General features: G+C 67.7%; 17 protein-coding genes and 1 pseudogene. 5 read left to right on the top strand and 13 right to left on the bottom strand.

Features of this window, described 5'->3' with window-relative positions; all coding sequences use genetic code 11:
- Positions 1–41 precede the first annotated feature (41 nt).
- From POL67_RS08445 to POL67_RS08435, 3 genes are all read right to left on the bottom strand, one after another.
- Positions 42–785, bottom strand: coding sequence for an ABC transporter substrate-binding protein (locus POL67_RS08445; RefSeq protein WP_271916595.1), 744 nt, complete (start codon positions 783–785; stop codon positions 42–44).
- Between the two features lie 129 nt (positions 786–914).
- On the bottom strand, positions 915–1,586 hold the full coding sequence (locus POL67_RS08440; RefSeq protein WP_271916594.1) for a hypothetical protein: 672 nt from the start codon (positions 1,584–1,586) through the stop codon (positions 915–917).
- A gap of 126 nt (positions 1,587–1,712) precedes the next feature.
- A complete protein-coding gene (locus POL67_RS08435) occupies positions 1,713–2,717 on the bottom strand; it encodes a hypothetical protein (protein ID WP_271916593.1) in 1,005 nt (334 codons plus the stop codon).
- 617 nt (positions 2,718–3,334) lie between these two features.
- Here POL67_RS08435 and POL67_RS08430 point away from each other — a divergent pair.
- Both POL67_RS08430 and POL67_RS08425 read left to right on the top strand, forming a co-directional pair.
- Positions 3,335–4,231 (top strand): serine hydrolase domain-containing protein, encoded by an 897-nt coding sequence (locus tag POL67_RS08430; RefSeq protein ID WP_271916591.1) that lies wholly within the window; start codon positions 3,335–3,337, stop codon positions 4,229–4,231.
- Positions 4,228–4,551 carry a hypothetical protein gene (locus POL67_RS08425; protein WP_271916590.1) on the top strand — a complete coding sequence of 108 codons (324 nt, stop codon included), beginning with the start codon at positions 4,228–4,230 and terminating at the stop codon, positions 4,549–4,551. The genes POL67_RS08430 and POL67_RS08425 overlap by 4 nt, the downstream gene beginning before the upstream one ends.
- Positions 4,552–4,707: 156 nt before the next feature.
- On the opposite strand, the pseudogene POL67_RS54140 reads toward POL67_RS08425, so the two are convergent.
- The 4 genes and pseudogenes from POL67_RS54140 to POL67_RS08410 form a co-directional block, all read right to left on the bottom strand.
- A pseudogene (locus tag POL67_RS54140) lies at positions 4,708–5,412 on the bottom strand (sterol desaturase family protein); the annotation flags it as partial.
- Positions 5,413–6,401: 989 nt separating this feature from the next.
- Positions 6,402–7,607 (bottom strand): tetratricopeptide repeat protein, encoded by a 1,206-nt coding sequence (locus POL67_RS08420; protein WP_271916589.1) that lies wholly within the window; start codon positions 7,605–7,607, stop codon positions 6,402–6,404.
- Positions 7,608–8,491: 884 nt separating this feature from the next.
- Entirely contained in the window at positions 8,492–9,379 is an 888-nt protein-coding gene (locus POL67_RS08415) for a hypothetical protein (RefSeq protein WP_271916588.1), read from the bottom strand.
- 4 nt (positions 9,380–9,383) lie between these two features.
- Complete coding sequence (locus POL67_RS08410; protein WP_271916586.1) at positions 9,384–10,166, bottom strand: hypothetical protein; 783 nt, start codon at positions 10,164–10,166, stop codon at positions 9,384–9,386.
- Between the two features lie 1,433 nt (positions 10,167–11,599).
- Here POL67_RS08410 and POL67_RS08405 point away from each other — a divergent pair.
- The gene (locus tag POL67_RS08405; RefSeq protein WP_271916585.1) at positions 11,600–12,892 is read left to right on the top strand and encodes a matrixin family metalloprotease; all 1,293 of its coding nucleotides are present in this window, start codon (positions 11,600–11,602) and stop codon (positions 12,890–12,892) included.
- 251 nt (positions 12,893–13,143) lie between these two features.
- Positions 13,144–14,256 carry a hypothetical protein gene (locus tag POL67_RS08400; protein WP_271916584.1) on the top strand — a complete coding sequence of 371 codons (1,113 nt, stop codon included), beginning with the start codon at positions 13,144–13,146 and terminating at the stop codon, positions 14,254–14,256.
- 34 nt (positions 14,257–14,290) lie between these two features.
- Here the strand turns inward: POL67_RS08400 and POL67_RS08395 are convergent, their stop codons facing one another.
- On the bottom strand, positions 14,291–15,196 hold the full coding sequence (locus POL67_RS08395; RefSeq protein ID WP_271916583.1) for a hypothetical protein: 906 nt from the start codon (positions 15,194–15,196) through the stop codon (positions 14,291–14,293).
- A gap of 165 nt (positions 15,197–15,361) precedes the next feature.
- On the opposite strand from POL67_RS08395, the gene POL67_RS08390 reads away from it, so the two are divergent.
- The gene (locus POL67_RS08390; protein ID WP_271916582.1) at positions 15,362–17,620 is read left to right on the top strand and encodes a DUF2169 family type VI secretion system accessory protein; all 2,259 of its coding nucleotides are present in this window, start codon (positions 15,362–15,364) and stop codon (positions 17,618–17,620) included.
- 2 nt (positions 17,621–17,622) lie between these two features.
- Here the strand turns inward: POL67_RS08390 and POL67_RS08385 are convergent, their stop codons facing one another.
- The 5 genes from POL67_RS08385 to POL67_RS08365 are packed head-to-tail and all read right to left on the bottom strand — an operon-like array spanning position 17,623 to position 22,492.
- Positions 17,623–18,669: a PAAR domain-containing protein gene (locus POL67_RS08385; RefSeq protein ID WP_271916581.1), complete on the bottom strand. Its 1,047-nt coding sequence runs from the start codon at positions 18,667–18,669 to the stop codon at positions 17,623–17,625.
- Positions 18,670–18,685: 16 nt separating this feature from the next.
- Entirely contained in the window at positions 18,686–19,117 is a 432-nt protein-coding gene (locus POL67_RS08380) for a DcrB-related protein (RefSeq protein WP_271916580.1), read from the bottom strand.
- 18 nt (positions 19,118–19,135) lie between these two features.
- Positions 19,136–19,564, bottom strand: coding sequence for a DcrB-related protein (locus POL67_RS08375; RefSeq protein WP_271916579.1), 429 nt, complete (start codon positions 19,562–19,564; stop codon positions 19,136–19,138).
- A gap of 4 nt (positions 19,565–19,568) precedes the next feature.
- Positions 19,569–20,525, bottom strand: a complete 957-nt coding sequence (locus POL67_RS08370) for an OLD family protein (protein WP_271916578.1) — start codon at positions 20,523–20,525, stop codon at positions 19,569–19,571.
- A complete protein-coding gene (locus tag POL67_RS08365; RefSeq protein ID WP_271916577.1) occupies positions 20,522–22,492 on the bottom strand; it encodes a type VI secretion system Vgr family protein in 1,971 nt (656 codons plus the stop codon). Before POL67_RS08365 ends, POL67_RS08370 begins: the two co-directional genes overlap by 4 nt.
- Positions 22,493–22,588 lie beyond the last annotated feature (96 nt).

Here is a 22,588-nt window from a genome sequence, read left to right as displayed (position 1 = left end):
TCCGCCATGACGGGCCACCCCCGCGACGGTGAATGCGCGGATCAAATCGGCGTCGGCGGCGCGACGACCGCCTCGTTCTGGCCGCTGCGCTCGAGTGCCCTCGCGACGAAGCCGGACGCCTTCATCTCCTCGACGAACGCGCGGAGCGCGCGCACGCCTGCGTCGCGGCCCTTCGGCATGCCCATCGCCTGCTCGATCGCCATGAAGCGGCCGGGGATCAGGCGCGTCTCGGGATGCTCCTCGGCGAATTTGGTCATCGGCTGCTTCACGCCGGCGGCGACCTCCAGTTTGTCGCGCAGGAACATCTCGCAGGCCTCGGAGCCGGTCGGCTGTGTGACGACTTTGGCGCGCTCGAGTGTCCGCGTCAGATGAAGTTCATACGCGCTGCCCTTGGCGGCGGCGACACGGATGTCGTCGCGGTCCACCTCGTCGGTGGTCTTGATGGGCGAGTCCTTCGGCACGACGTAGGCGCCCTCGATCAGCACATAAGGCCCCGTGAAGTCGATCTCGGCCGCGCGCACCGGATCGATCGCCAGGAAGGCGATGTCCCATTCGCCGCGCTTCAAAGCCTCGAATACCTTGCCAGCGGCGTCGAAGGTGACGAACTCGATCGGGATGCCGAGTCGTTTGGCGAATTCGCGCGCGAGCTCGCCGGAGACCCCGCGCGGCTCGCCGGTGATGGGGTCTCTCTGCGCCAGGACGGTATTGCCGAAGTTGATCGCCGCGCGGAGCCGTCCGGTCGGCGCCAGGGCTTGAACGACGTGGGACGGAATCGCGTCTGCCATGATGGCCGGAGACTAGCCAAGCGCTGCCATCGGCACAATCTTCCGCTTCCGCTCCCGCTTCCGCTCCCGCTCCCGCTTCCGCTTCCGCCTCCGCTCCCGCTTGCCGCTTCCGCTCCCGCTTCCGGGCGCTCAGCCCTTGCGGTGGGCGAGCGTCTTCGTGCCGATGGCGAACGCAATGGTGACGGTCGACTCTTTGACCGTGCGCACAGTTCCCGAGCCGAACACGCGATGCGCGACGACTTCCCCCACGGTGTAGGTGTCCTCGATCCGATAGGGACGACCTTCGAGCGTCGCGACGTCGTGGGGATTCCGTCTGGCTCTTCGAAGCTCCTCTTCCACTTCCTTTGCAGAGAGCCCGGTGCCCCAGCCGAAGTCGACCAGCAGCGTCGTGGCGGTCAGTTCCTCGCGCCGCACTCGTTTCTCCGCGCTTTTGAGTTGTTTCCGGGTGAAGGGGACGAAGTGGTCCATCATCCATTCCAGCTCGGTCGTGTCTGCGAAGAGCCAACCCTCAGCGAAGTGGGTTGTCAGCCACGCGTAGACCCGGGCCGTCAGGCCGTCTCCTTCGAGCCTGATTTTCGCGCGCTTCATCCGCTCTGCGAACCGCGCGAGCGCGGCGGGTGCTTCCGCGAGGAGATAGGACGTCGTGATGGGCTTGCAGGCGTCCGGCACCGGACAGTCGTTGCCGTTATGGAAGTCCGAGGGCCCGAAAAGGTCGCACCACGCGTCCGGAAGGCTGTAGGCCGCCGTGACCTCGTGATCCGAGCGTCCCTGAAGGCACCGAAGATAGGCTCGGTTCGCCATGATGCGTGCGCGAGATTATGCTGCGCCCAGAAGCAAGTCAACACGGCCCTCGAAAACGGTATACAAGGCGATTCCGCTTGCCGCTTCCGCCTCTGCTCCCCGCTGCTCGCAAAGCACCGGCCGTGATCACCGCTTCGGCGGGTGAGGCGCGTGATCCGCCTGGAAATGCTCCGTGTGCGATTCCACGACCTTCTCGTGGCAGTCGAAGGTGAGGTGCACGGTGTCGCTCCACGGCTCGCCGTGGATCATGAATCCGCGCTTCGAGACGTAGTCAGCGCGCTGGAGCGTGCCGTCCGCGCGGAAGCGGAGCTTGGCGCCTGCCGGAAAGCTCTGGCCCGCGAGGTCGCGTGGCTGCGCCAGCACGATCTCGGCGAGCTTGCCGTTCGGGTGGACCTTCACGTCGGAGCGGACGACGAACCCTTGGATCTCCCATGGTTCCGTCACGTAGGCGCCCGCGAAGGAGCCGTCCTCGTGCCAGCTCAGCCTCTTCCCCTCCGGAAACGTGATGCCCAGCGCAAGGACCGGCGCGTCGATGGTCGCGGCCCAGAGCCGGCCGCCCGGGTGAAAGGCGACGCTCTCGCCGGCGCGGCAGGCGACGCCGTCGAGCACCATCGGGCGATGGAGCTTGCAGTGCTCGAGCGCGCCCGTTTTGGAGAAGACCACGAGATCGGCGGCGCAGGGCACCACGACGCCGGCCGCGGTCTTCCACGTGATCGGGTGCGCGACATGGGTCTGCCAGGGGTGGCCGTTCGCGTGAAAGAGGGTGTATGCATCGGCGCCGATGTCGATGCCGGACACCGTCACGGGGCGCGCGACCGTGCAGGCGCGGACCTGGCCGGTGGGATCGCGCCATACGCCCTGTTTCGCCTTGCAGACGACGGCGCCGAAGCGCGTGTCGTGCTCGGGGACCACGTGCGTATGCGTGGCCTCCTCGCGGCGCATGGCGGCGAGGAGCTCCTCGTACTTGTCGGGGGAATCAGGCGGGCACGCGCCGTTGGGACGCGGCGGCACGGCCCCTGGTGTCGAGGGAACCGAGGGCAGAACAGGGATCACAGGCGCGGGCTCAGGCGCCGCGCACGTGAGGAGCGATACTGCAAGGACCGCGGGCACGAGCATGTGAGCAGAGGGCATGACAGGCTCGCCCGAGGGTAACGCGAGCCGGCGGCGGGGCTCAACCCTTCACGGTGCAATGCCAAGAACGGTACACAAACAGATTTCGCTTGCCGCTCCCGCTCCCGCTTCCGCTCCTATCGCATAAGGGTCACGCTGTTCAGCGGATCTTCCACGGGTCCGGATGACGCCGCATGTGCATGACCGCGATGATTTCTATTCTACCACGGGTTTCATGGGAAAGGATGCCATAAGGAAAACGCCGGGTCTGACATCGGCGCACCCTTCGGCTCGCGACTCATAAAAGCGGATTGCATCTCGCAGCTCTTTGCGGGCCGCCGGGTGGAAAAAGAACCGCGCCCGCGACGAGCACCTACCACCACGACCCCGAAACTCTTTCGAAGGCGTGCTGCACGGGAAAAGGTCTCCGCGCGGGAAACCGACGCGCCGTGCGCGGTTTCGTTCGCCGCACGATGGGCCCCTTGCTGCGTTCTCTCTCCCTTTTGTGCTGCACAGCGGTCACGTTGTCTGCCTGCGTGCGGCCCGTTGTCACGCACACCGCTCCACCCGCAACCACCTCGACCGCAAGCTCCGCCGCCGGCCCGACGAGCGCTGCCCAGGAGCCGCACGTCGCCAACGTGCTCCGCGGCCTGCGCCCGTTCGTCGAGATCGCCGGCCGGCCGCCCGTCCGCTGGACGCTCGAAGAGCGCATGGCCCACCACCACGTGCCCGGCGTCAGCATCGCCGTCATCGAGGGCGGGCGCATCGCGTGGGCCCGCGGCGCCGGCGTGAAGACGGCCGGCTCGGCCGACCCGAAGGACGCGGTCACGCCCGACACGCTCTTCCAGGCCGGGTCCGTCAGCAAGCCCGTCACCGCCACGGCGATGCTCCGCCTCGTCGAGCGCGGGACGCTCGAGCTCGACACCGACGTCAACCGCTACCTCACCACGTGGAAGGTGCCCGACAACGAGCACACCGAGAAGGAGAAGGTCACCCTCCGCCGGCTCGCCAGCCACACCGCCGGGCTCACCAACTACGGCTTCCCCGGCTACGAGCGGAACCAGCCGATCCCGACGCTCGCGCAGATCCTGAACGGGACGGCTCCGGCGAACACCGAGCCGGTGCGCGTCGAAGCCGTCCCGGGCTCGATCTCGCGCTACTCCGGCGGCGGGACGCTCGTGATGCAGCTGCTCATGACGGACGTCACCGGCAAGCCTTTCCCTGCCCTCATGCAGGAGCTCGTGTTCGGGCCGGCCGGGATGACCCACAGCACCTTCGAGCAGCCGCTGCCCGCCGCGCGCGCGGACGAGGCGGCCCGCGCCCACCTCCGCGAGGGCGAGACGATCCCTGGCGGGTGGCACGTGTATCCGGAGATGGCCCCGGCCGGGCTCTGGACGACGGCGAGCGACCTCGCCCGGTGGGCGATCGCGATCGCCGACGCGCGCGCCGGGCGGTCCAAGGCGCTGCTCTCGCAGGCGACGGCCGAGCAGATGCTTGATCCGGCCAGCCGTACTCCGCGGCCAGCGCGAGCGTGACGGCCATCGAGCTCAGCGCGGCGTCGGCGGCCGGCGTCGTGGGCAGCTACGTGCTGCAGTTCGACTCGGACGGTCCGAGCGGCACGGCGGAGGTGAAGCAAGAGGGCGGGCGCCTCGTGATGCTCGCGCCGAGGCTCCCCAAGGAGGAGCTCATCCCGCAGTCGGAGACCGAGTTCGTGATGGGAACGCTCGGCTGGCGCGTGACGTTCAAGCGCGAGGCAGGCGGCAAGGCGACCGGGATGACCGTGGACGGGGGGGGATGGTCGTCGAGGGGACGAGGAAGCCGTAGCAAGCGGACGGGGGCGGCGCGCTCGAGGTGAAGCGGCCGCCTCCTGCTCGCGCTTGCGCCAATGGTCCGAGCGAAACGGGACGAGGAGCTGGCCGACGTAGCTCTCGGGAAATTCCGCCGCATCCTCGCCGAGTCCCACGTCCTCGGGTGGAGCGACGTCGGGGCGGAAGCGATAGCTCCCGAAGACGTGATCCCAGAGCATCACCCTCGGACTGTAATTGGCATCGGCCTCGTGACGGCGGGGCGAATGGTGCCAGCGATGAACGCGCGCGGTGCTGAAAAATAGATCGAGAAAGCCGGTGCGAAGATCGACGTTCGAGTGCTGCAGCATGCCGTGCGCGCCGGAGAAGGCCGCCATCAGCGCGAGCGGCTCATCACCGACGCCGAGCAACGAAAGCGGCGTGAAGGCGGCGACCGCGCTTATCAGGTTGTCGAGCGGGTGGGTGCGGGCGAAGTTCCACCAATAGAGCCGACGCGAGCTGTGGTGCACCGAGTGCACGCGCCACAAGGGGGCCCAGAGATGCTCGAGTCGGTGGATCCAATACCAGGGCAGCTCGAACACCACCACGGCGAGCAGCGCTTGCAGCGGGAGGGGCCAACCGTGCGGCCAGAGGCGTGTGCCGAGCCGAGATGAAAGCGCCTCTCCGAGCGGGGCAAACACGCCGATGGCGACAAGCGTGCCGACGTCGAAGGCGCGATTGGAGAAGACGAGGTGCCAGAAATCGGTGAGCCGGTCACCGTGCGGCTTCGCCCAAACTCGCGAATACGGGATGATCCACTCGAGCAAGGTGACGAGCACCGCGGCCACCACGACGACCACAACGCCGACAGCCCAGGCTGGCCAATGTCGCGCGATGGCCCAGAGGCCAAACGCGACCGCTCCGCCGGTCATCGCCGGATAACAGCCCCTGCGATCCCATCCTCCCCGCGGGCCGAGCCATCGGCGGGAAGTCCGTCACGGAACACGTCTACGTCAAGGGCACGTGCGAGGCGGGCGGTGGGGAGCCTATCGGTGAGGCGGTCGAAGATGAGGAGAACGCTGTGACGTTCTGCTGTCGACCCTCGTACATGTTTGACGAGTGGGCACCTGGTATGCTTCCCCTCCTGCCACACGCATTGACGGTGGGGATAAAGCACCTTGGGCACGCATCGTTGATCCCCCGCGCCGCAAAGCGACGTATCGAGGCTCGACCGACATGCAAGCGCGCCCGTCTCCCACTCCGTGATCTTCGTCCCGCTCACCTTGATGATCTGCGACGGCTTGACGTCGCACTTCTCGTTGGCCGGAGGCGGAAGCGCCGAGAACGTGATCGACTGCGCGCACGGGACGCCGCTCCCCGGGGGACACTGCGCCCCCGCGGGTACGGCGTTCGTGTCCGTGCAGCTCCCATCCCACCCCCCCGGGCCGTCAAAAGGGAGCGACGGCGCCCCCCCTGCGCCGCACATGCCAGCCCCGATCGTGATTTTCCCCGGGACGCCGCTGCATTGCCCCGTGGCTTCCTGGCATTCGCAGGGGTCGCACTGCGCGGGGGGAGCGGTAAGGCCGGCGTAAAGCCTGAGCTGCTCGCCCCCGACGAAGGGGCACTCCTTCGGTATGTCCGCGGCCGGGCCGAATCAGACGGCCCACGGAACCTGGCTCCAGAAGCCGGCCTCGGGATCGTCGGGAATCTCGACGCATTCCCCGCCCCTCGATGTGCAGGCGGCTTGGGGATCGGCATCCGGAGCGTCGGAGCCGGCGTCCGTGCCCCCGTCGATGCACTCGGGCGCTGGGAAAAACGAATCTGGATCGCACTCGAAGTCGTAGAAAGATGGCGCCGCTGTGCACGAGGCAACGATCAGACCCACGCTAAAAATGAGCAATACAAACGCTGTGCGCATAGCCTAAAACTCCCAACCTCCGCCAATCTGCACGCCCAGCATGACCGGCGGCTGATCGGAGAGGACCGTTGGTCCAACAACCACCTGAACGCCGCTCGACAGTCCGAGGACGTCGACTGCCCCGTGGATCGTTAAGGACTGTGTGACTCGAACCCTGGCACCGATGCGCCCACCCGCTCCGGGTTTGACATCAGCGAAACTCGCGGGCTTGTAGCTACGCGATGTGGATTCGACACGAATTACGCCCAAATGACCAAGCGCGCAGCCATAGAACCACTTGTAGTGCCCGCACAGAGTCGCCATTCCGCCCGCCGTCATCGCATTGATCGGCCGATCCGCGACGCCCGTCGTCAGCCAAGCCGCGCGCGCCTCCAGGCCGATCGAAACGTAGTCGTTGGGCTGCAACCCTCCGGCGAGTGTCGCCCCGACGGCAGGCATCCACGACGCCACGCCAAACACCACCACTGGCCCCGCTTCGACATAACCCCGCATTCCCTTCTTGTCTGTATCCGCGAACGGGTCTTCCTGTTTCGTGAATCCAGGCCCCGAAACCACCACGGGCAACGTCACGGTCGGGGCCTTTTCGGGGACATGGACCGCCGGCTCCTGCTCCACCGTGCGCGCCGTCAGGGGGACGGGAACCTTCATGTCCTCCCCCTTCACGGCCGTGAACGTCACGACCGCCTCTTCGAAGCCGTCGAGGGTCGCGCGGATCTCGTGCTCTCCCCCCGCCACGAACGTCCAGAAGGCCGAACGCCCAAGAGCGTTCCGATCGATGCCGTCCACCATCACACGCGCGCCCGCGTGAGAGACGATCACTTCGACCCACGAGCCATGCGCGCGCGCCACCTCGTGCGCCTCGAAAAAGCGCCTGCGCTCGGCTCGCTCCGCGGGCGTCCTGGCGGGGGCCTGATGAAGCGCGTAGAGCAGGAGCTCGGTCGCATCCTCGGGCCTGCCGCCCTCGACCAGCACGAGCCCGAGACGCCCCGCGATGAGCGGATCGGACCGCACGTTGAGCGCCTGGCGGTAGGCCCGGGCGGCTTCGCGCAGCCGCCCCGCGGCGCGCTCGTGATCCCCGAGCTGCGCGAACGCCCGGAACTCCAGGTCCCTGTCCGCCTCGGGGCTCTCGTCGGTGGCGCTCGGGAGGCTCTGCGCCCGCGCCGCGGGCGACGCGAGGAGCAAGATCGAACAGCACACGATCACGCGCATGAGGATCGAACTTGAGCACACTCGGAGGCTCGGATCCTAGAAGGAAGAGTCCGCGGACGAACCCTTCTGGTCCGCGGACAAACCGCTCGTGGGGATGCCTTGTTTGTCGCTGTCGACCAGGGGACGCCGCAGCGTGGGCCGCTGCTTTTTCGGTGTGGGCGGCGCTATGACGGGCACGGACACGGATGCAGCCGCGTGATCGAACGAGGGCGCCGGCTTCGGCAAGGTAACGCGAAAAGTGACGGACCTCCGGCCGCCAGGCGTTTGGTGGAGGACTGTTATGTGTCGGGGGTCACGTCCGTCCATGTCCTGGGCGGGGCCATCCACCATGGGCCGCAGCATCGAACCCCCCGGCTTTGCCGGGGGATTGATTGTTTGTCACTCGCCTGGAATTAGTGGGCTTGGGGGATCGCGGTCTACCCGCCCAACCGCCGCAAGGAATGCAGCCCTTTTGGCAGCATTTGAAGCAAACAATTCTTTGAATGCGCTCCGGGCCGTATCTGGACACGGTTCGGATCCACATGAATCACACAATGCCCCGACAACGCGATCGGATATGGAGTATCGTGCAACGAGCCAAGAGAGTCACTGCGCATTTCCGTTGCCCCACTTGAGAGCTCCGCATCGCCTTGCGATTGCAAGACGACCCAGAGTGCTTTGCGAAAGCAATCGCCCTGCGCGCGCTCGTTCAGCTTACGGTCGACGAGCGGGTGATTCTGCACTTGAACGCAAAGGTGTGCCATGCGACCGAGGAGAAGCGCGATGTGGGACGTGTACGACAACTCCAACATAGAATCGATCCGCAGGGATCCGGAGTCACGGCGATGAGCCCGCACCCTTGTGAATTCCTGCGGGTTGTCAGCGAGGCGTAGGGCAAGGTCACGTCAGTTGGTCAGCTCGAGATGGAAGCAGTTGTTGTTCGGCTCATCGAGGAGCCGCGTCACACGGGCGGAGACTGAAGTGCGGAAGAGGGGACGATTCGTCGCGTTGAAGGAGTTGTATGAAATGTCGACCACGCTGCGGACCGCCGGATCGCCGCAGTGCCTGGAGACGTTCTCCGGTCCCTGAGCATTGATCTCGTCGGTCATCGCCTGCTGGATCTGCGTGCTCTGTGCCTGGATCTGGGCCGGGGTCAGGTTCTGCGTTGCGTCGATGTATCTCTGGATCACCGCGTCACCGGCGGGGCCGTACAACTGTTGCTGCTCGGCCGTGCCAGTATTCTGGATGTTGTTGAACATCGCTCGCGCCTGATCGGCGGGCGTGCGCGCGGTGCTGGTGATTGTGCCCACCGCGGCGCCCGCGGCGCGGAGGCCGTCCTTGACAATATCCGTCATGCCCGCGGAGACCGCTCCCGCGTCCGCGTTTGCGCCGAAGACGATGCGGACGTCTGCGATCGGGCCGACCAAGGTGGTCGGCTTGCCCGTGGCGATGAGGTGCGTCGTGCCAGCGGGATCATTGCTGAGATCTCCTCCGGGGACGTGGACTGGCCCGCCCTGACCAACCGCGGTGCCGGCGGGGACCACATGCGTGAAGACCGCGGTCTCGAGGCGGTCCGCGTAGGCAGGGCCGCTCGCGAAGTAGACCTCGATGGTCACGTCGCTCTGCAGCGCACAGTCGAGCACCTCCCAAGTCAGGTTCAGGCCCCCTAGCTGGTCGTTCCACGCCAAGGCGGGTTGGAGCCGATCGAGAGGGCATGCCGCCACCGCTTCCGCAGCTTCGCTCGATGCAGTGGTGCCCTGCGCCGGGTTCGTGGGTTCGGATCCTAGCGGCATGTGTCTACCTGAAGGTGTGTTTGGTCTCGGCGAACGGAACGCGTGCCTGATCGAGCCACGCCGACAGACCCTGCTCCAACCGTTTTGCACGACCGATTGATTCGGTGATTCCGTCGTTGCTCAAGGCTCGCCCGATCCACGGATGGAGGGGATCGTCGATGCAGCCGTGGCCGAACATCAGCATGAACACGACGATGAAAGCGACCTCGCGATCGGTGGAGGATGCTAGTACGCGTGCCTTGTCGAGCCCCTCACGGACGAGCGCCGCGAGGGCGCCCGACCCAAGAAAAGCGGCCTTCTGGGGATGGATCGACGCGATCCACGGTGGCAGAGTTGTTTCCAGGTCTCCCGCGAGCGGCGCGAAGGCTTGCCGCGCCAGGGCTTGGATTCCTCCGAACGCGTCCAGGGTATGCACATCCCCAGGGCCGAACACGGCGGTTCGATACTCCAACGTCTTCTGGTAGAGCAGGGTTGCGCGTTGCATCTGGGGGCCCGAGTCCCGGGCGTTCAGGATCTCGCCGGCCCAAGGGTATTGAGGATCCGTGTCGAAATCGCTCCCCAAGAGGGTCATCAACTCGAGGTAGAGACGGACCGGCCCCTCGAACGTGAGACCGTACGAATCCGCCCTGCCCAGGCCGAGATGAACGACCTTCCGCCTCTGATCCTCCTCCAGGGCCCCGAAGGACGGGCGTGAGAAGCGTGCGAGGTGAACGATCATCTGCTCCACAAAGGCGTCGCGGAGCGCCGCACGCAGCGCATGCATCTGCGCTTTATGGATGGTCAGCACGTCGATGCCATTCGCTGAGGGTCAGTGGAGGCTGGGTTCTCGGACCTTGTCATCTGCTTGACTCGCCGTCGCTCGGGCGACCCTCGTTCGGCCGTTCCAACTGTGCAATGAGCCTGCCGCCGCATAACCTGCGGCCTAACCATACAATTCCGTGCTATATATAGCCGCCGTCGAACCCGCGGAGTTCTGCAATTCGGCAGCAGCGGCCGGTTGCTGCCAGCATCGAGTGCGGCGCTTTGGGCGTCGTTGTTCTGCTACCTGTGAACCGTGAGATGCAAATGCCGATACGCATGTTCGCTGACCGGAGCCGCGCGACAGCGCCACAATTCACAAGGCAACAGATCTCACAACTTACGCCCGACGACAAGCAGAATCCACAACCGTCCGCCACGGCAGAACTCCCCGCGGTCCCCCGTCATTGACCGAATGGTGGGGCCTTTCACCCGCGGGCGGCGCTTGCTGGCCTGTGCAGCTCCGCTCCGAGGTGGGGACTTCGGCTTCGCCCTCGCGCTCTCAGGCCGCCATGTGCGCAACCCCTGGCAGCGGCATCCGAGCCCGTCCGGTGGAGCGCGAACGCGTTCACGGGACCGCCTCCACGCACGCCGGAAGGCGTCCACGTACCCACCACGCAACTCGCGACGCCACACGAGCACGCACCCCGGCCACGACGCACAACTCGACGATTACGACGACGAGCGAGCACGATGACCCAGCGCTCGCGTGCTGGATCCTGCCCGCGAGGCCCGATTTTCCCAGGACACGCGCAAGCCACTTGCGAACGCAAGCCCGCAAGCTCTTCGTGTCATGCCTCACCGTCGCTTGCCGCTGCCGCTTCCGCCTCCGCTTCCGCCTCCGCTCCCGCTTCCGCCTCCGCTCCCGCTTGCCGCTCCCGCATCCTGCTGGAACTCCGCGCCCACGGCGGCCACCTGACCCCCATCGATTGAGCAACCCCTCACCCACCCCCGCGCCACCCGAAAATCCCCCACGTTCGCCCTCACCTTCCCCCGCGCACGTCCCGCGCCGCCCAGATCCCCCCTCACCTCCCGCCCATCACGCCCGGTAACCACCACCTCCCTCCCGATCCACCCCCGCGCACGCCGTGACCTCGCCCAGGTGACGCCTCGCCCCACCGCCGCCACGCCCGTCCCTGCCTCGAACCGGGCTCACCTGGCCGCTTCACCACGCGCGCGGACCTGGGTGACGCCCCGCCCCCACCTGCTTCGTCACGCCGACGGTCCCATTGGCGGTTCCCACCTCCATGCCTGGAGGCTGCCACCGCCAGGTCCCGACGCGCCCCGTCCTCCGCCGCCGCGCGCCGAAGCAGAAAACCTCCTTCCTTCCCGCAGGATAGCCCCAACGTCGTCGCCCCCAACCGCCCTGGCATGCCCGTTGCGATAGGGGTCCACATCCCTCGCACACGGAGAATGGATCCCATGGCCTCGACGAACCGCTTCGATTCTCGCCTTGCTCTCTTCCTCGCGCCCCTCGCCGCCTCCGCCTCGCTCGCCCTCGTGGGATGCGCGGCCGACGACGTCACGACGCTCGGTGACGAGAATGCCGTGGCCGCCGAGGGCGCCGCGGGCCTCGGCCTCGGGGCGCAGGGCAAGGACGTGCGGGCGGTGTACGAGTATCTGCGCCGTTATGGTTACTTCCAGAACGAGGAGCTCGCCGAGCATTACCCGGATTGGACCCCCGCCGTCTCGCGCGAGCCGGCCGATCCGGAGCTCTTCGACGAGGCGCTCGAAGAGGGCGTGCGGCTCTACCAGGCCCAGCAGGGCCTGCCCGTGACCGGCGTCGTCGACGCCGAGACGCACCGGATCATGCAGATGCCGCGCTGCAGCCACCCCGATTATTACGATCCGCCGAGCGTCGTGCCGACCCTGGACATCGACAACCCCTACACCCACTTCGGGGGGACCTGGTCGTCCACGGCCCTCTCCTATCGATTCGCGAATTATACCTCGGACTTCGCCCAGGCCTCGGTCCGATCCGCCATTGAGAGCGCGCTCTTCTCGTGGACCTCGTCCTCGACCTTCAGCTTCTCCGAGGTGAGCTCGGGCGAGAACATCTCGTTCGGGTTCTATACCGGTAGCCATGGGTGCAGCAGTGCCTTCGACGGCTCGTCCGGCGTCCTCGCCCACGCCTATTCGCCGGGCAGCGGCCTCGGAGGCGATGTGCACTTCGACGACGCCGAATCGTGGTCGTCGGCGTACCTCGAGACCGTCGCCCTGCACGAGGTCGGGCACGCCCTCGGCCTCGGCCATTCGACCGTCTCGAACGCGACCATGTACGCGTATTACACCGGCAACGACACCTCGCTCGCGGACGACGATCGCGCAGGCATCTGGTCGCGTTACGCCTCCTATGCGTCGCCCTCGGGCTGCGGCTGGCTGAATGCCGGCCAGGGGCTCGGGACGGAGCAGTCCGTCTGGTCGTGCGACGGCCGCTTCCAGCTCAAGTTCCAGAGCGACGGCAACCTCGTGCTCTACATGGGCGGCAATGCGCTCTGGGCCTCGGGCACGAACGGCGACGGCGGGGACCGCGTCATCATGCAGGAGGACGGAAACCTCGTCATCTACAAGTCCACGGGCGAGCCCGTGTGGGCCACGGGCTCGAACAGCACCGCGAGCCGTTATGCCAATCTCGCCGTGCAAAACGACGGCAACGTCGTGATCTATCGGTCCGGCGGCAGCGTGGCCTGGAACAGCAAGACCTGCTGCCACTGAGAGGCACAATTCCGGCGCGCGGGGCACGATTCCAACAGGATCCACGAGCGCGCGCGCCGAAGGCCCCGACGCGCATGTCCTGCCGGCGGCGCAGAGTGCGCGTACCCTGGCGCGACGAAATCCCCACATTCCCGAGGGTGTGCCCGGCAAAACCCGCGACATTCCGAGATGGTACGGCGGTTGCCAAGGGGCGCGCCGCATCCGCGGTCCACATTGTGCGGACCGCAGGTACACCTCGGAGCTCATCGATCATGCACGCTCGTACTCGCGTTCTTCTCGCGTGTCTTCTCTTCACATCCCTCGCGACCTTTGGATGCTCGGAATCGAACTCCGGCGGCAGTGGAGGCGCCGGTGGCAGTGGCGGCACTGGTGGCGCCGGCGGCAGCGGCGGCGGGCCGGACTGCGCCGATTTCTCCGGCACGTTCGTCGTGGGGGAGGTCCTTTCATGCAGCGCCGGCATAGGAGTGATGCTCAAGGGGGCCTGCGTCGCGCAGAATAGCTGTGCGCTCACCGTGTCCACCAACATGGGCGTGCTGACCGGCACCGTCGAGGGCCCCACCGCGACCCTCTCGGGCGTCCTCCATCACGTCACCACGACGAAGTTTCCTTATGAATGCACCGCCAAGCTCGAAAAAAACGGCAGTCTGATGCTGGACTGCAGCTACATGACGGACGAAAGCGCCGGCTCGTGCAGCATCGCGCTCCCCGAGCAAGCGCTCCCCGCGGGCGCCACGAGCGCCTGCTGTGACCTCATGGGGCAAACCTGCGGCGCCGGGAAGGAATGCACGATGGTCGACCCTGCGGGCCAAAAGACGAGCTACTTCTCGGTCTGCGAGGCCGCCGGCGGCGCCGTCGCGGAGGGCGCGACATGTACGCGCACCGCCTTCGGCGAGGACAACTGCGCCCCGGGCTTGCTCTGCACCGACGACGCGAAGCCGGCCAGCAGCTTCGCCTGCCGCTCGTTCTGCACGAAGTCGACCGATTGCAGCGCGAACGAGCTCTGCCTCGCCTACCCGTACGCTTCGCCCCTCGGCGGCCTCTGCATCCCGACCTGCGCGCCGTTCGGCAATGGTTGTGAGGCGGGCGCGACCTGCCGCGACCGCACGGTCCTCGACAAGGACGGGATCGTGGATTTCTCCAGCACCACCGGCGGCTTCGCTTGTGGTCATGCCGGCGCGGTGGCCGTCGGCGACGTCTGCGCCAAGGACGCCGATTGCGGCGTGAACGCCCGGTGCGGCGTCGCTTGGTCCACCGGCGATCGCCGGTGCCTCGCGTATTGCGACGCCGCGCACCCCTGCACTGGGGACGCGACGTGCTCGACGTACGGCATCCCCGGCCATCCCGAGTTCGGCGTGTGCCAGTAGCGGCGATCGGGGCGCCGCGGGGGGGAGCGCTCTTTCAGTACACGACCGAGGACATGGCGTACTCGCACGAATAGGTGCCGCCGTCCGTACACGTCCGCGAGCACGCGCCGTTCGAGATCTTCATCGTGCAGTTCGAGTAGACGATGTCATACCATTCGGGGTCGTCCGGATAGGGGTAGACCACCTCGCAGCGCGTGCTCGTCCCCGTGCCGGAGCCGTCATAGCCGATCGTGAAGTCGTACGAATCGCCGCAGGTCTCGAAGACCTCCTCGATCGTCCGGCGGCGGGAGCCGTCGAGGTACATCGTGTCGCTGCCGAAGATGTACGCGTCGCCCCAGTTGATAAGCCAGTTGACCCACGTCGTCCCCTCGACGTTACCGCCCCACGTCTCGTCGATGTCCGTGCCGACCCCGTTGTAGACATACGACTCGCTCCAGGATCCATCGGGCTGCCGCTGGCCGTAGAACAACTGCTTCTGGCCGCGGGTGCGCGTGAACCGCTCCTGCGCGTAATGATACACCTGGCCGTCCCACGTCCCCTCGTGCGTCAGCCATTGCGAATTCGACCCGCCGAGCGGCCGCGCGCGCTGCGTGAGGGAGCAGCCCTGCCACGACTCCTCGACCTCGGTCGAGCGAATCGTGCCATTGTCCTCCTTCACGGTGACCACGGAGAGCACGTCGGTGCCATACGAGGACGTGATGACGTCGCCCGTGACGTTGGTCTCGGCGAGGTAACTGTCAGACGCCGGCGTCTCCCGCCAGCGGATCGTCCCCACGCCCAGATCATGGTCCGTGAAGCGGCCCTTGATGTACGTCACCGCGAGCCCGGGGGGATCGTACGCGAACACATCCCCATGCGCGACGTGTGCGCCGAGCGTACCAGGAATGGGGCAAAGACCGAGGAGCGCAGCACTTCGATAAAAATGATTCCGAACGTTCATGGTTCCCCAGCCTACAGCATACGGGAAGAAGTTACCACGGCGGCGTCGTGCCCGATCGGTCGGGGGACAGGGGGCTCCCCCTGGAACGCGCCGACGTCCACGGCGGCGCGTTGACAAGACCCCTCTCGTTCGCCTACTCTTTTCTTTTCGAGCAGGCGGGATCCAATGCAAATCGTCTCGAATGCCCCGTTCCCCTGTGCGTCCTTGATCTGGCCGAATCGAGCGCAGGGGTGGGTGTTCACGGTCGTCTGCAAGGCGACGTTTTCCCTCGCGCCGGGCACGTCCCCGCTCGCGGAGGACCCGGAAGACATCGCCGCCGCCGACGAGCACTGGGACGATGACACGAACCGCAGCCTGCGCGTCCCGAGCGACGTCGTCCCCTTCAAGCCGCGCGCGGACGTGCTCCTCGTGGGCTCCGCGCACGCGCCGCAGCAGGTCCCCGCGCGTTCGGTCGTCGCGCGCCTCCTCGTGGGCGAGGTCGACAAATCGATCGAGGTCACCCAGGATCGCTGGTTCCAGCCCGACGGCTCTCTCGCCGAGGGGCAACGTTTCACGCGAATGCCGCTCGTCTACGAGCGGGCCGGCGGCGGGCCGGACACGGCGAATCCGGTCGGCGTGCGCGCGGGATGGGCCGACGCGATGGGGCGCGTGCGCATGCCGAACATCACGTGGCCCGGCGTCACGGTCCGCGCCCCGGCCGATTTCGTCGAGCCCGTCGGGTTTGGCCCTCTCGCGCCTTCCTGGCCCGCGCGGCGCGAGCGGCTCGGCGCGCTCGCCCGCGGCAGCCTGCCCGATCGCTGGTACGAATCGCACATCCCCGACGGCTTCGATTTCCGCTACTTCAATGCAGCGCCGCCGGATCAGCAGACCGATTTCCTCCCCGCGAACGCGCGGATCCTCCTCGAAAACCTGCACCCCAGCGTGCCGCGGCTCGTCACGAGCCTGCCGGGCCTCGCGCCGGTGTTCCTGGTCGAGGGCCGCGGGCAAGGCGCGCAGCCGATGCGCGCCGATACGTTGTGGATCGACACCGATCGGCTGCTCTGCACGCTGACGTTCCGCGCGCAGATCCCCATGCGCCTGCGCGACGAGCCGGGCGAGGTGAAGATATGGCTCGACAGCGCGCCGCCCTCGAAGGCCGCGGCCGCGCCCGAAGCGCCATCACGACCGCAGAAATCGATCCCGCCGACCGAGGAGGCGGAGATCAAGTCCACGAAGCCAAGGCCGCCACCGGCCCAGACGATCGCCGATCCGAGCCTCGTGCAGGCCGCGTCCGGGCGCGTCTTGCCTTTCCAGTCGACCCCGAGCGCCACCCCCGAGGCGGCGGCCCGCCCCCCCGCGCCCGGCGGGCGCCTCCCCTTCCTGAGTGCGCCGGCCTCGTCGATCAGCGCGCCAACCCCCGCGCCCCCGGCTGCGCCGCCGCTGTATGCCCCTCCGCCCGCGCCCGTCGCGCCGCCCGCGCCCGTCGCCGTCCCGCCGCCCGCGCCTGTCGCGCCGCCGCCCGTGCATGATGCCCAGGCGACGCTCGGCGGGCTCGCGGCGGCCTCGGATGCGGCGGCCGTCGCCGCACCGCGCCCCGAGCCGGCGGCGCCCGTGATCTCGACGAGCGTGCCCGTGCGACGCCGCGCGCCGGCCGCCGAATACGTCGATTTGATCTGGTTCGACGAACACGCGCCGCAGCGGGTGCGACAGCAATCGGCGTGGGCGTCCTACCTGCGGGATCCGCAGCGCCCGACGGAATGGCTCACGGGCGAGGAGCCGGAGGAGCCGACGCAGGCCGTGACGGATCGCCGCGACATCCGGCGCGCGCTCGGCCGCGTGCCGCCGCTCGACGCGATCGGCATGGCCCGCGTGATGGAGGAGGCCATCGACGAGGATGGGATCTTCGAGCAGCCGCTGGTGATCGTGAACGGCGAGCTCGCGATGACCTGCGACCCGCTGGAGACGCTGAAAACGACGATCGCCGTGGCCTCGCAGCTCGCCGCGGCGGACAAGCGGCTGAAGGAGGCGCTCGACGCGGCGGAGGAGCTCTGCCGGGGGCCGCGGAGCGCGGCGGTGCCGCTCCTCGAGGGGGCCTTGTCGCGCGTGCGGCAGGCGTTTGCCCAGGCCAATCGGTCGCTCGCGTCGGATTACCTTGAAACGACGGCGCAGCGAATCCTGATCGAGGAGCGTCATTACCTGAAGCGCAAGCTCTTCGGCGGGGAGCACATCGGCGGATTGCTCTCTCTGGGCAGCGGTTCGCCGCTGCCGACGTACATGCCGGAGGTGCTGTCGGAGAAGCTGCCGCTCTTCCCGCGGCTACGTGTGCGAGCCATTGCCGAGCCGCACCCGCAGCAGGATCCGGCAGACAACGAGTCGATCACGCTGCGCGTGCTGGCGCTGGGCCGCGTGGTGCAATCGCAGCCCGTGGGTCGAGGCGGGCGCTAAGGTCAGCCGCCTGGGCGACCGCCCTTATCGAGATTCACGCCTCCTCCACCCGGCGGCGGCGGCGGCGGCGGCGGCGGTGGCGGCGGCGGTGGCGGTGGCGGCGGTGGCGGCGGCGGCGGCGGCGGCGGCGGCGGCGGTGGCGGCGGCGGCGGCGGCGGCGGCGGTGGCGGTGGCGGCGGTGGCGGCGGCGGAGGACCCGGAGGAGGCGGTGGCGGCGGCGGCGGCGGCGGAGGACCCGGAGGCGGAGGAGGAGGACCCGGAGGAGGAGGAGGACCCGGAGGAGGATCGCCCCCCCGCGCCCTTCGGAGATCCCGCGCCACGCCGACCCCGCCGAACAGGGTCGTACCCCAAACGTACGCGGGGTGATCGGTGACGCCCGTGATCACGTCTGCAACCTCCTGGTACCCGAGCCCCTGAGCAATCGCTGCCGCGTACCCGGCCGCCTTGTCGCCGAACGTGAGAATGCGCGAGGTGCGGTCGTAGAGCCTCCACCATTTCGAGGGGTCCGCCGCGCCCGTCGGCGCGAGGATCGTGACCCAATCGACGACCTCGCGGCCAACCCAGAACCACATCGGCAGCTCGCCCGAGGCCCGCTTCGCCAAGACCCGCGCGGACGGACCGCCATAAAGCACCGTCTCGCAGCCCGTCTTCAGCTTGCCGTCACAGACGGTCTCCTCCTTCACCCGCGCCGCGAGCTCCTGGTTGATGAGGATCGTCGCGCACCCGGTGGCGATCTGGAGGTCGTGACAACGCACCTTGTCGCGCGCACGCGCTGCCTTTCTTCCTGGCTCGCCGACGAATACGTTCGGGGACCCCTCCGCCACGTCCCCCGCTTCGTGCTTCAGGTTCTTGAACGCCTTCTCGCCGGCGTTCGAGAGAAAGACAGCGACGCCCGCGGCGGCGAGCCACCCGAGCGGGCCCGTACCGAACACGAGCAGGCCGAGCGCGAGCCCTCCGAGGGCGCCCAGGACCGCGCCGAGGAACGCCAACGAATGTTCGACCGCGTCGTCGATCCGAACCGCTTGTTCGAGCGGCATCGCTTCGCTCATGCCCCTGCCCCTCCCTTCAGGCCCCGCTCGGCCGCGCCCGCAACGAGAGCGTGGACGCCGCGCGCTCGAGAATGGCGTCCGCCTCGGCCTGCTGCGAAAGCGTCGCCGTGACGCCCAGCGAGACGAATCGCCCCCCGATCACGAACCCCAGCGTCCGCTGGTATATCTTCTGCTTGGCGTCCTCGTAGGTCACCTTCACGTCGATCGCCGGAAGGCCCGCGCAGAGGCGCTCCGATCGCCCGAGGAGCTCGAAGAACGGGAGCTTGCGCCGCTGCTCCACGAGCCGCTCCTCCACGCACGCGGCGAGGTCCTTCCCGCCTCGATCGCTACGCGACATCCCCACCCGGATCGTGCCCTCGGGGCGCGCATATTCGAGGAGGTTGACGGTCCCGTCGACCCAGTTCGCGGGCAACTCGAAGCCCGCCTCGTGCGTGATGTAAAGGCTCAAAGAAAGCTCCTCCTCACCCTACCGCTTCTTCAATCGCAAGCTCGTGAGCAGCCGCTCGACGACGGCGTCGCACTGCGCGCTCTGCGCCCGCGCCGAGGTCGCGATCACCGAGATGAAGGTGCCATAGTGACCGACGAAATAATACCGCTGGTAGACCGGGTGTCCCTGCTGCGTCGCGTGCGCCCGCGCCTCCCGGCCCGGGAGCGCGCCGAGGGGCCGATCGCGCTGCCCGATGATCTTGAGGCTGGGGACCTTGGTCGAGAACACCTTCAGGATCCTCGCCGCCTGCTGCACGACCGTCTCCTCCGTGCGCGGCTCCCGCGTGATCACGAGGTTTTGCGTCCGGAGCCGCGTCATGGCCTCCCGCGGGAAGAACAGGTTCATGCTGCGATCGACGTACCCGTCGGGCACCTCGAACGAAAACTCGTCGACCTCGTAGATCGCCATGGCCTCACCCGAGCCGGATCACTTGATCCGCCGGCACGCTCGACACGAGCGCCGCCGATTGCGTCGCCACGATGAGCTGGTTGTTTGCGCCGAGCGTCGCGAGCGCCTTCACGAAATCGCGCGCCTCCACGTCGCCGAGGTGCTTCTCCGGCGTGTCGATGAGCACGATCGATTGCCCGACGCCCGCCCGCACGAACGTCGTCGCGAAGAGCAACGCGTCGAGCTCGCTGTCCGAGAGCTGCGCCAGGCTGTAGGCCCTCCGCTGGCCGTCGAGGAAGACCGGCAGCATCGCATCGCCCGCGCGATAGAGCCCCCCGAGCTGCTTGGTCGGGCAGAGCGCCTCGAAGGCCTTCTTGATGCGCCCCGGGGGCTTCGGTTTGCCCTCGGCGTCCACGTCGAGCCCGAGCCCCGCCTCCACGATGAAGCGCACGAGCCCGCTGTACTTCATGTCGTCGCGGCCGAGCCGCACCATCCGATCGAGGCTGTCGCCGGCCGACCGCGAGAGATCGATCGCCGACGCGAATGGCAGCCGTCGCGAGGCGTGGAAATACTCGACCTTCCCGAAGGCCGGATCCGGGATGTACTCCGCGAGCAGCGCCGCGAGCGCCGGATCCGGCTCCGGCGGCTCGAGCACGAGGTCGCCGAAGATCGACTCGCTCACGAAGGCGCGCGCGCCGGTGCCATACCGATCCCGCTCCCCGTTCGAGAGCTCCCATTCGATGCGCACCTTCGCCGTGGTCACGCCGGGCCGCAGGAAGCTCGACGACGGCGCGGCCGGGCCATAAGGTCCGACTTGCTCCTTCGCCGCGAGGATCGCTTCGAGGAAGCTCGTCTTGCCGCTCGCGCGCGCGCCCGTGACGACCACGATCTCGTGGGCGCCGTCCGTGCGCGGGTTGATCAAGGAAAACTCCTGATCGGGCAAACCCCGGAAACCGTCGACCCGTAGCTTGCGAACTCTCATGGTGCTCCGATGTATCCCGTGACGGTCGCCGCGTCTTCGATCGCCGCGGGCTGCGGCGGGTTGGGGACCCGGAGCATGCCCGGGTTGATCTGCACGATCGGCGATTGGATCGTGATCCCGCTCTGCGAGATCACGATGAACGAGTCCGGCGAGGTGGAGAGGATGATCATCTCGCTGAAGAGCCGGATGGCCTGCTTCGACAGGTGCGTCGATACGCCGTTGACCGACTGCACGAGGATGTTCTCGCCGACCTGGTGCTGCTGATCGAGCTTGACCCGCACGGTGCGTTTCTTCGCGACCTTCACCGACTGCTCGCCGACCACGGTCTCCGTGTCGTTGTTGCCGACGTTGTGCGTGCGGTCGTTCTGGATGTTCATCCGGAGGTCGTGCTTCACGAGGCCCGTGAAGTCTTTCTCGGCCTGGAGCCGCATGAGCTCGCGGCCCGCGGCGTCCTCGAACATCAGCTCGTTGTAGCCGCCCGTCGCCGGCGACGAGGCCGAGCGGAGCCCGCTCTGCGTCTTGTTCGCCGGCAGCGGGTACGGCACCTTTTGCAGGTTCGTGAAGACGCGCCCCACGATGATGGGCCGATCCGGATCGCCGCCGAGGAAATCGACGATCACCTCCTGGCCAACGCGCGGGAGCTGCACGCCGCCGTATCCCGCGCCGCCCCAGGATTGGCTCACGTGAATCCAGCACGAGCTGTCCTGGTTCATCTGGCTCTCGCGATCCCAGTGGAAATGGACCCGCACGCGGCCGAACTCGTCGGTATGGATCTCTTCGCCCGCGGGGCCGACGACCGTCGCGCTCTCCACGCCGCTCACCTTCGGCTTCGGCGTGACGAGCGGCGGGCGGTAGGGGATCTCGGCGCTGCGCGTTTCGAGCCGGTGGACCCACTCGCCATACGACGTGCCCTCGTACGTCGAATGCACCACGAGCAGCCGGCTCGCGAGCTCGCGCCGCGGATGATCGACGACGCGCATCACGGTCCCGGGCCGGAGCTCGACGAGGTTCGTGCGGAACGTGGCCTTGCGGGCCTCGGCGCGCTTCGCCTCCAGGCGGATCTTCGCGATTCGCTTGGCCTCGCCCTCGTCGTGCCGCGCCGCGCCCTTGTCGTCGGCGCTCGGCGTGGGCTCGCGCCCGTCGCTGCGGAAGAGGGACGCGCCGGGCACGTAATGGAAGCGCTCCATCTGCTGCTCGAAGGCCTCGCCCTCGGCGTGCGTGCCCATCAGCTTGTAGTTCGCCGGCCGCCGGTAGTCGTGGTCGAAGATCGTGTACTTGCCGGGCCGCGTGCGCTGTCCGACGCGCACCTCGGTGACGAACTCGAGATCCTTGTCCACCATCGGTTTGTCGACGAACCGGACGGAGGGCTCGCGGGGTGGATTGTTCTGCGGCGCGTCGTGAAGGACGAGCACGGTGGTCTCGCCTTGCTGGTCGAAGTAAAACGTGATGCCCGCGTCTTCGAGCAGCCGGCAGAGGAACGCGTAATCACTCTCGCCGTACTGCACGCGATATTTGCGTTTCTTGTACGTGGCCGCGTCGACCTTCTGCACGGGCTCGATGCCCCACTCGCGGAGGAGCTGGAGCACGACGTCGAGGTCCGAGAGCTGCTGGAACATGCGGTGGTTGCGCCGCTGCGTGAGGAACCAGAGCTTCGGCACGATCACGAGCTCGTACGTGGAGAGCCCCGCCTCCTCCGACTCGATCTGCTGGATGTGATGGCAGATCCCGCCCCACGTGCGGTAGGCGGTGGCGAGGAGCTGGTCGCGGGAGAGCGTGAACGTCGCTTCCCGGCCGAGCACCGCGTCAAAGTCGATCTCCGGGTTCGGCGAGAGCGCCACGAGGCGGACCTCGAAGAGATCCGACATGCGCTCCGTGACCTGGAACTTGCGCACGTCGAGCGTGTCCCCGGACGCGACGTCGAGCTGCAAGTTGGGGCGCAAGGCCTCGGTGGGCGCGAACATCACCATGGTTGTCTCTCCTCGGGCGACTCTACGCGCGGATGATAAGGGAAGATCCTACGAGACGGAAATGTCCTCCTTGCCCCAACTTGCTCCCACTCAGCC

Origin of the sequence: Polyangium mundeleinium (assembly GCF_028369105.1) — a bacterium.
GTDB classification, from domain to species: Bacteria; Myxococcota_A; Polyangia; order Polyangiales; family Polyangiaceae; genus Polyangium; species Polyangium mundeleinium.
Note: the sequence above shows the minus strand (reverse complement) of the source record. Positions and strands in the feature narration are given on the sequence as shown.

Coding starts and splice junctions, on each gene's coding strand:
- POL67_RS08375 (WP_271916579.1), bottom strand. CDS start 19,564: ATGGCGATCTACGAGGTCGACGAGTTTTCGTTCGAGGTGCCCGACGGG.
- POL67_RS08415 (WP_271916588.1), bottom strand. CDS start 9,379: ATGCCGCTAGGATCCGAACCCACGAACCCGGCGCAGGGCACCACTGCA.
- POL67_RS08385 (WP_271916581.1), bottom strand. CDS start 18,669: ATGAGCGAAGCGATGCCGCTCGAACAAGCGGTTCGGATCGACGACGCG.
- POL67_RS08405 (WP_271916585.1), top strand. CDS start 11,600: ATGGCCTCGACGAACCGCTTCGATTCTCGCCTTGCTCTCTTCCTCGCG.
- POL67_RS08440 (WP_271916594.1), bottom strand. CDS start 1,586: ATGGCGAACCGAGCCTATCTTCGGTGCCTTCAGGGACGCTCGGATCAC.
- POL67_RS08370 (WP_271916578.1), bottom strand. CDS start 20,525: ATGAGAGTTCGCAAGCTACGGGTCGACGGTTTCCGGGGTTTGCCCGAT.
- POL67_RS08395 (WP_271916583.1), bottom strand. CDS start 15,196: ATGAACGTTCGGAATCATTTTTATCGAAGTGCTGCGCTCCTCGGTCTT.
- POL67_RS08365 (WP_271916577.1), bottom strand. CDS start 22,492: ATGGTGATGTTCGCGCCCACCGAGGCCTTGCGCCCCAACTTGCAGCTC.
- POL67_RS08435 (WP_271916593.1), bottom strand. CDS start 2,717: ATGCCCTCTGCTCACATGCTCGTGCCCGCGGTCCTTGCAGTATCGCTC.
- POL67_RS08400 (WP_271916584.1), top strand. CDS start 13,144: ATGCACGCTCGTACTCGCGTTCTTCTCGCGTGTCTTCTCTTCACATCC.
- POL67_RS08390 (WP_271916582.1), top strand. CDS start 15,362: ATGCAAATCGTCTCGAATGCCCCGTTCCCCTGTGCGTCCTTGATCTGG.
- POL67_RS08420 (WP_271916589.1), bottom strand. CDS start 7,607: ATGCGCGTGATCGTGTGCTGTTCGATCTTGCTCCTCGCGTCGCCCGCG.
- POL67_RS08445 (WP_271916595.1), bottom strand. CDS start 785: ATGGCAGACGCGATTCCGTCCCACGTCGTTCAAGCCCTGGCGCCGACC.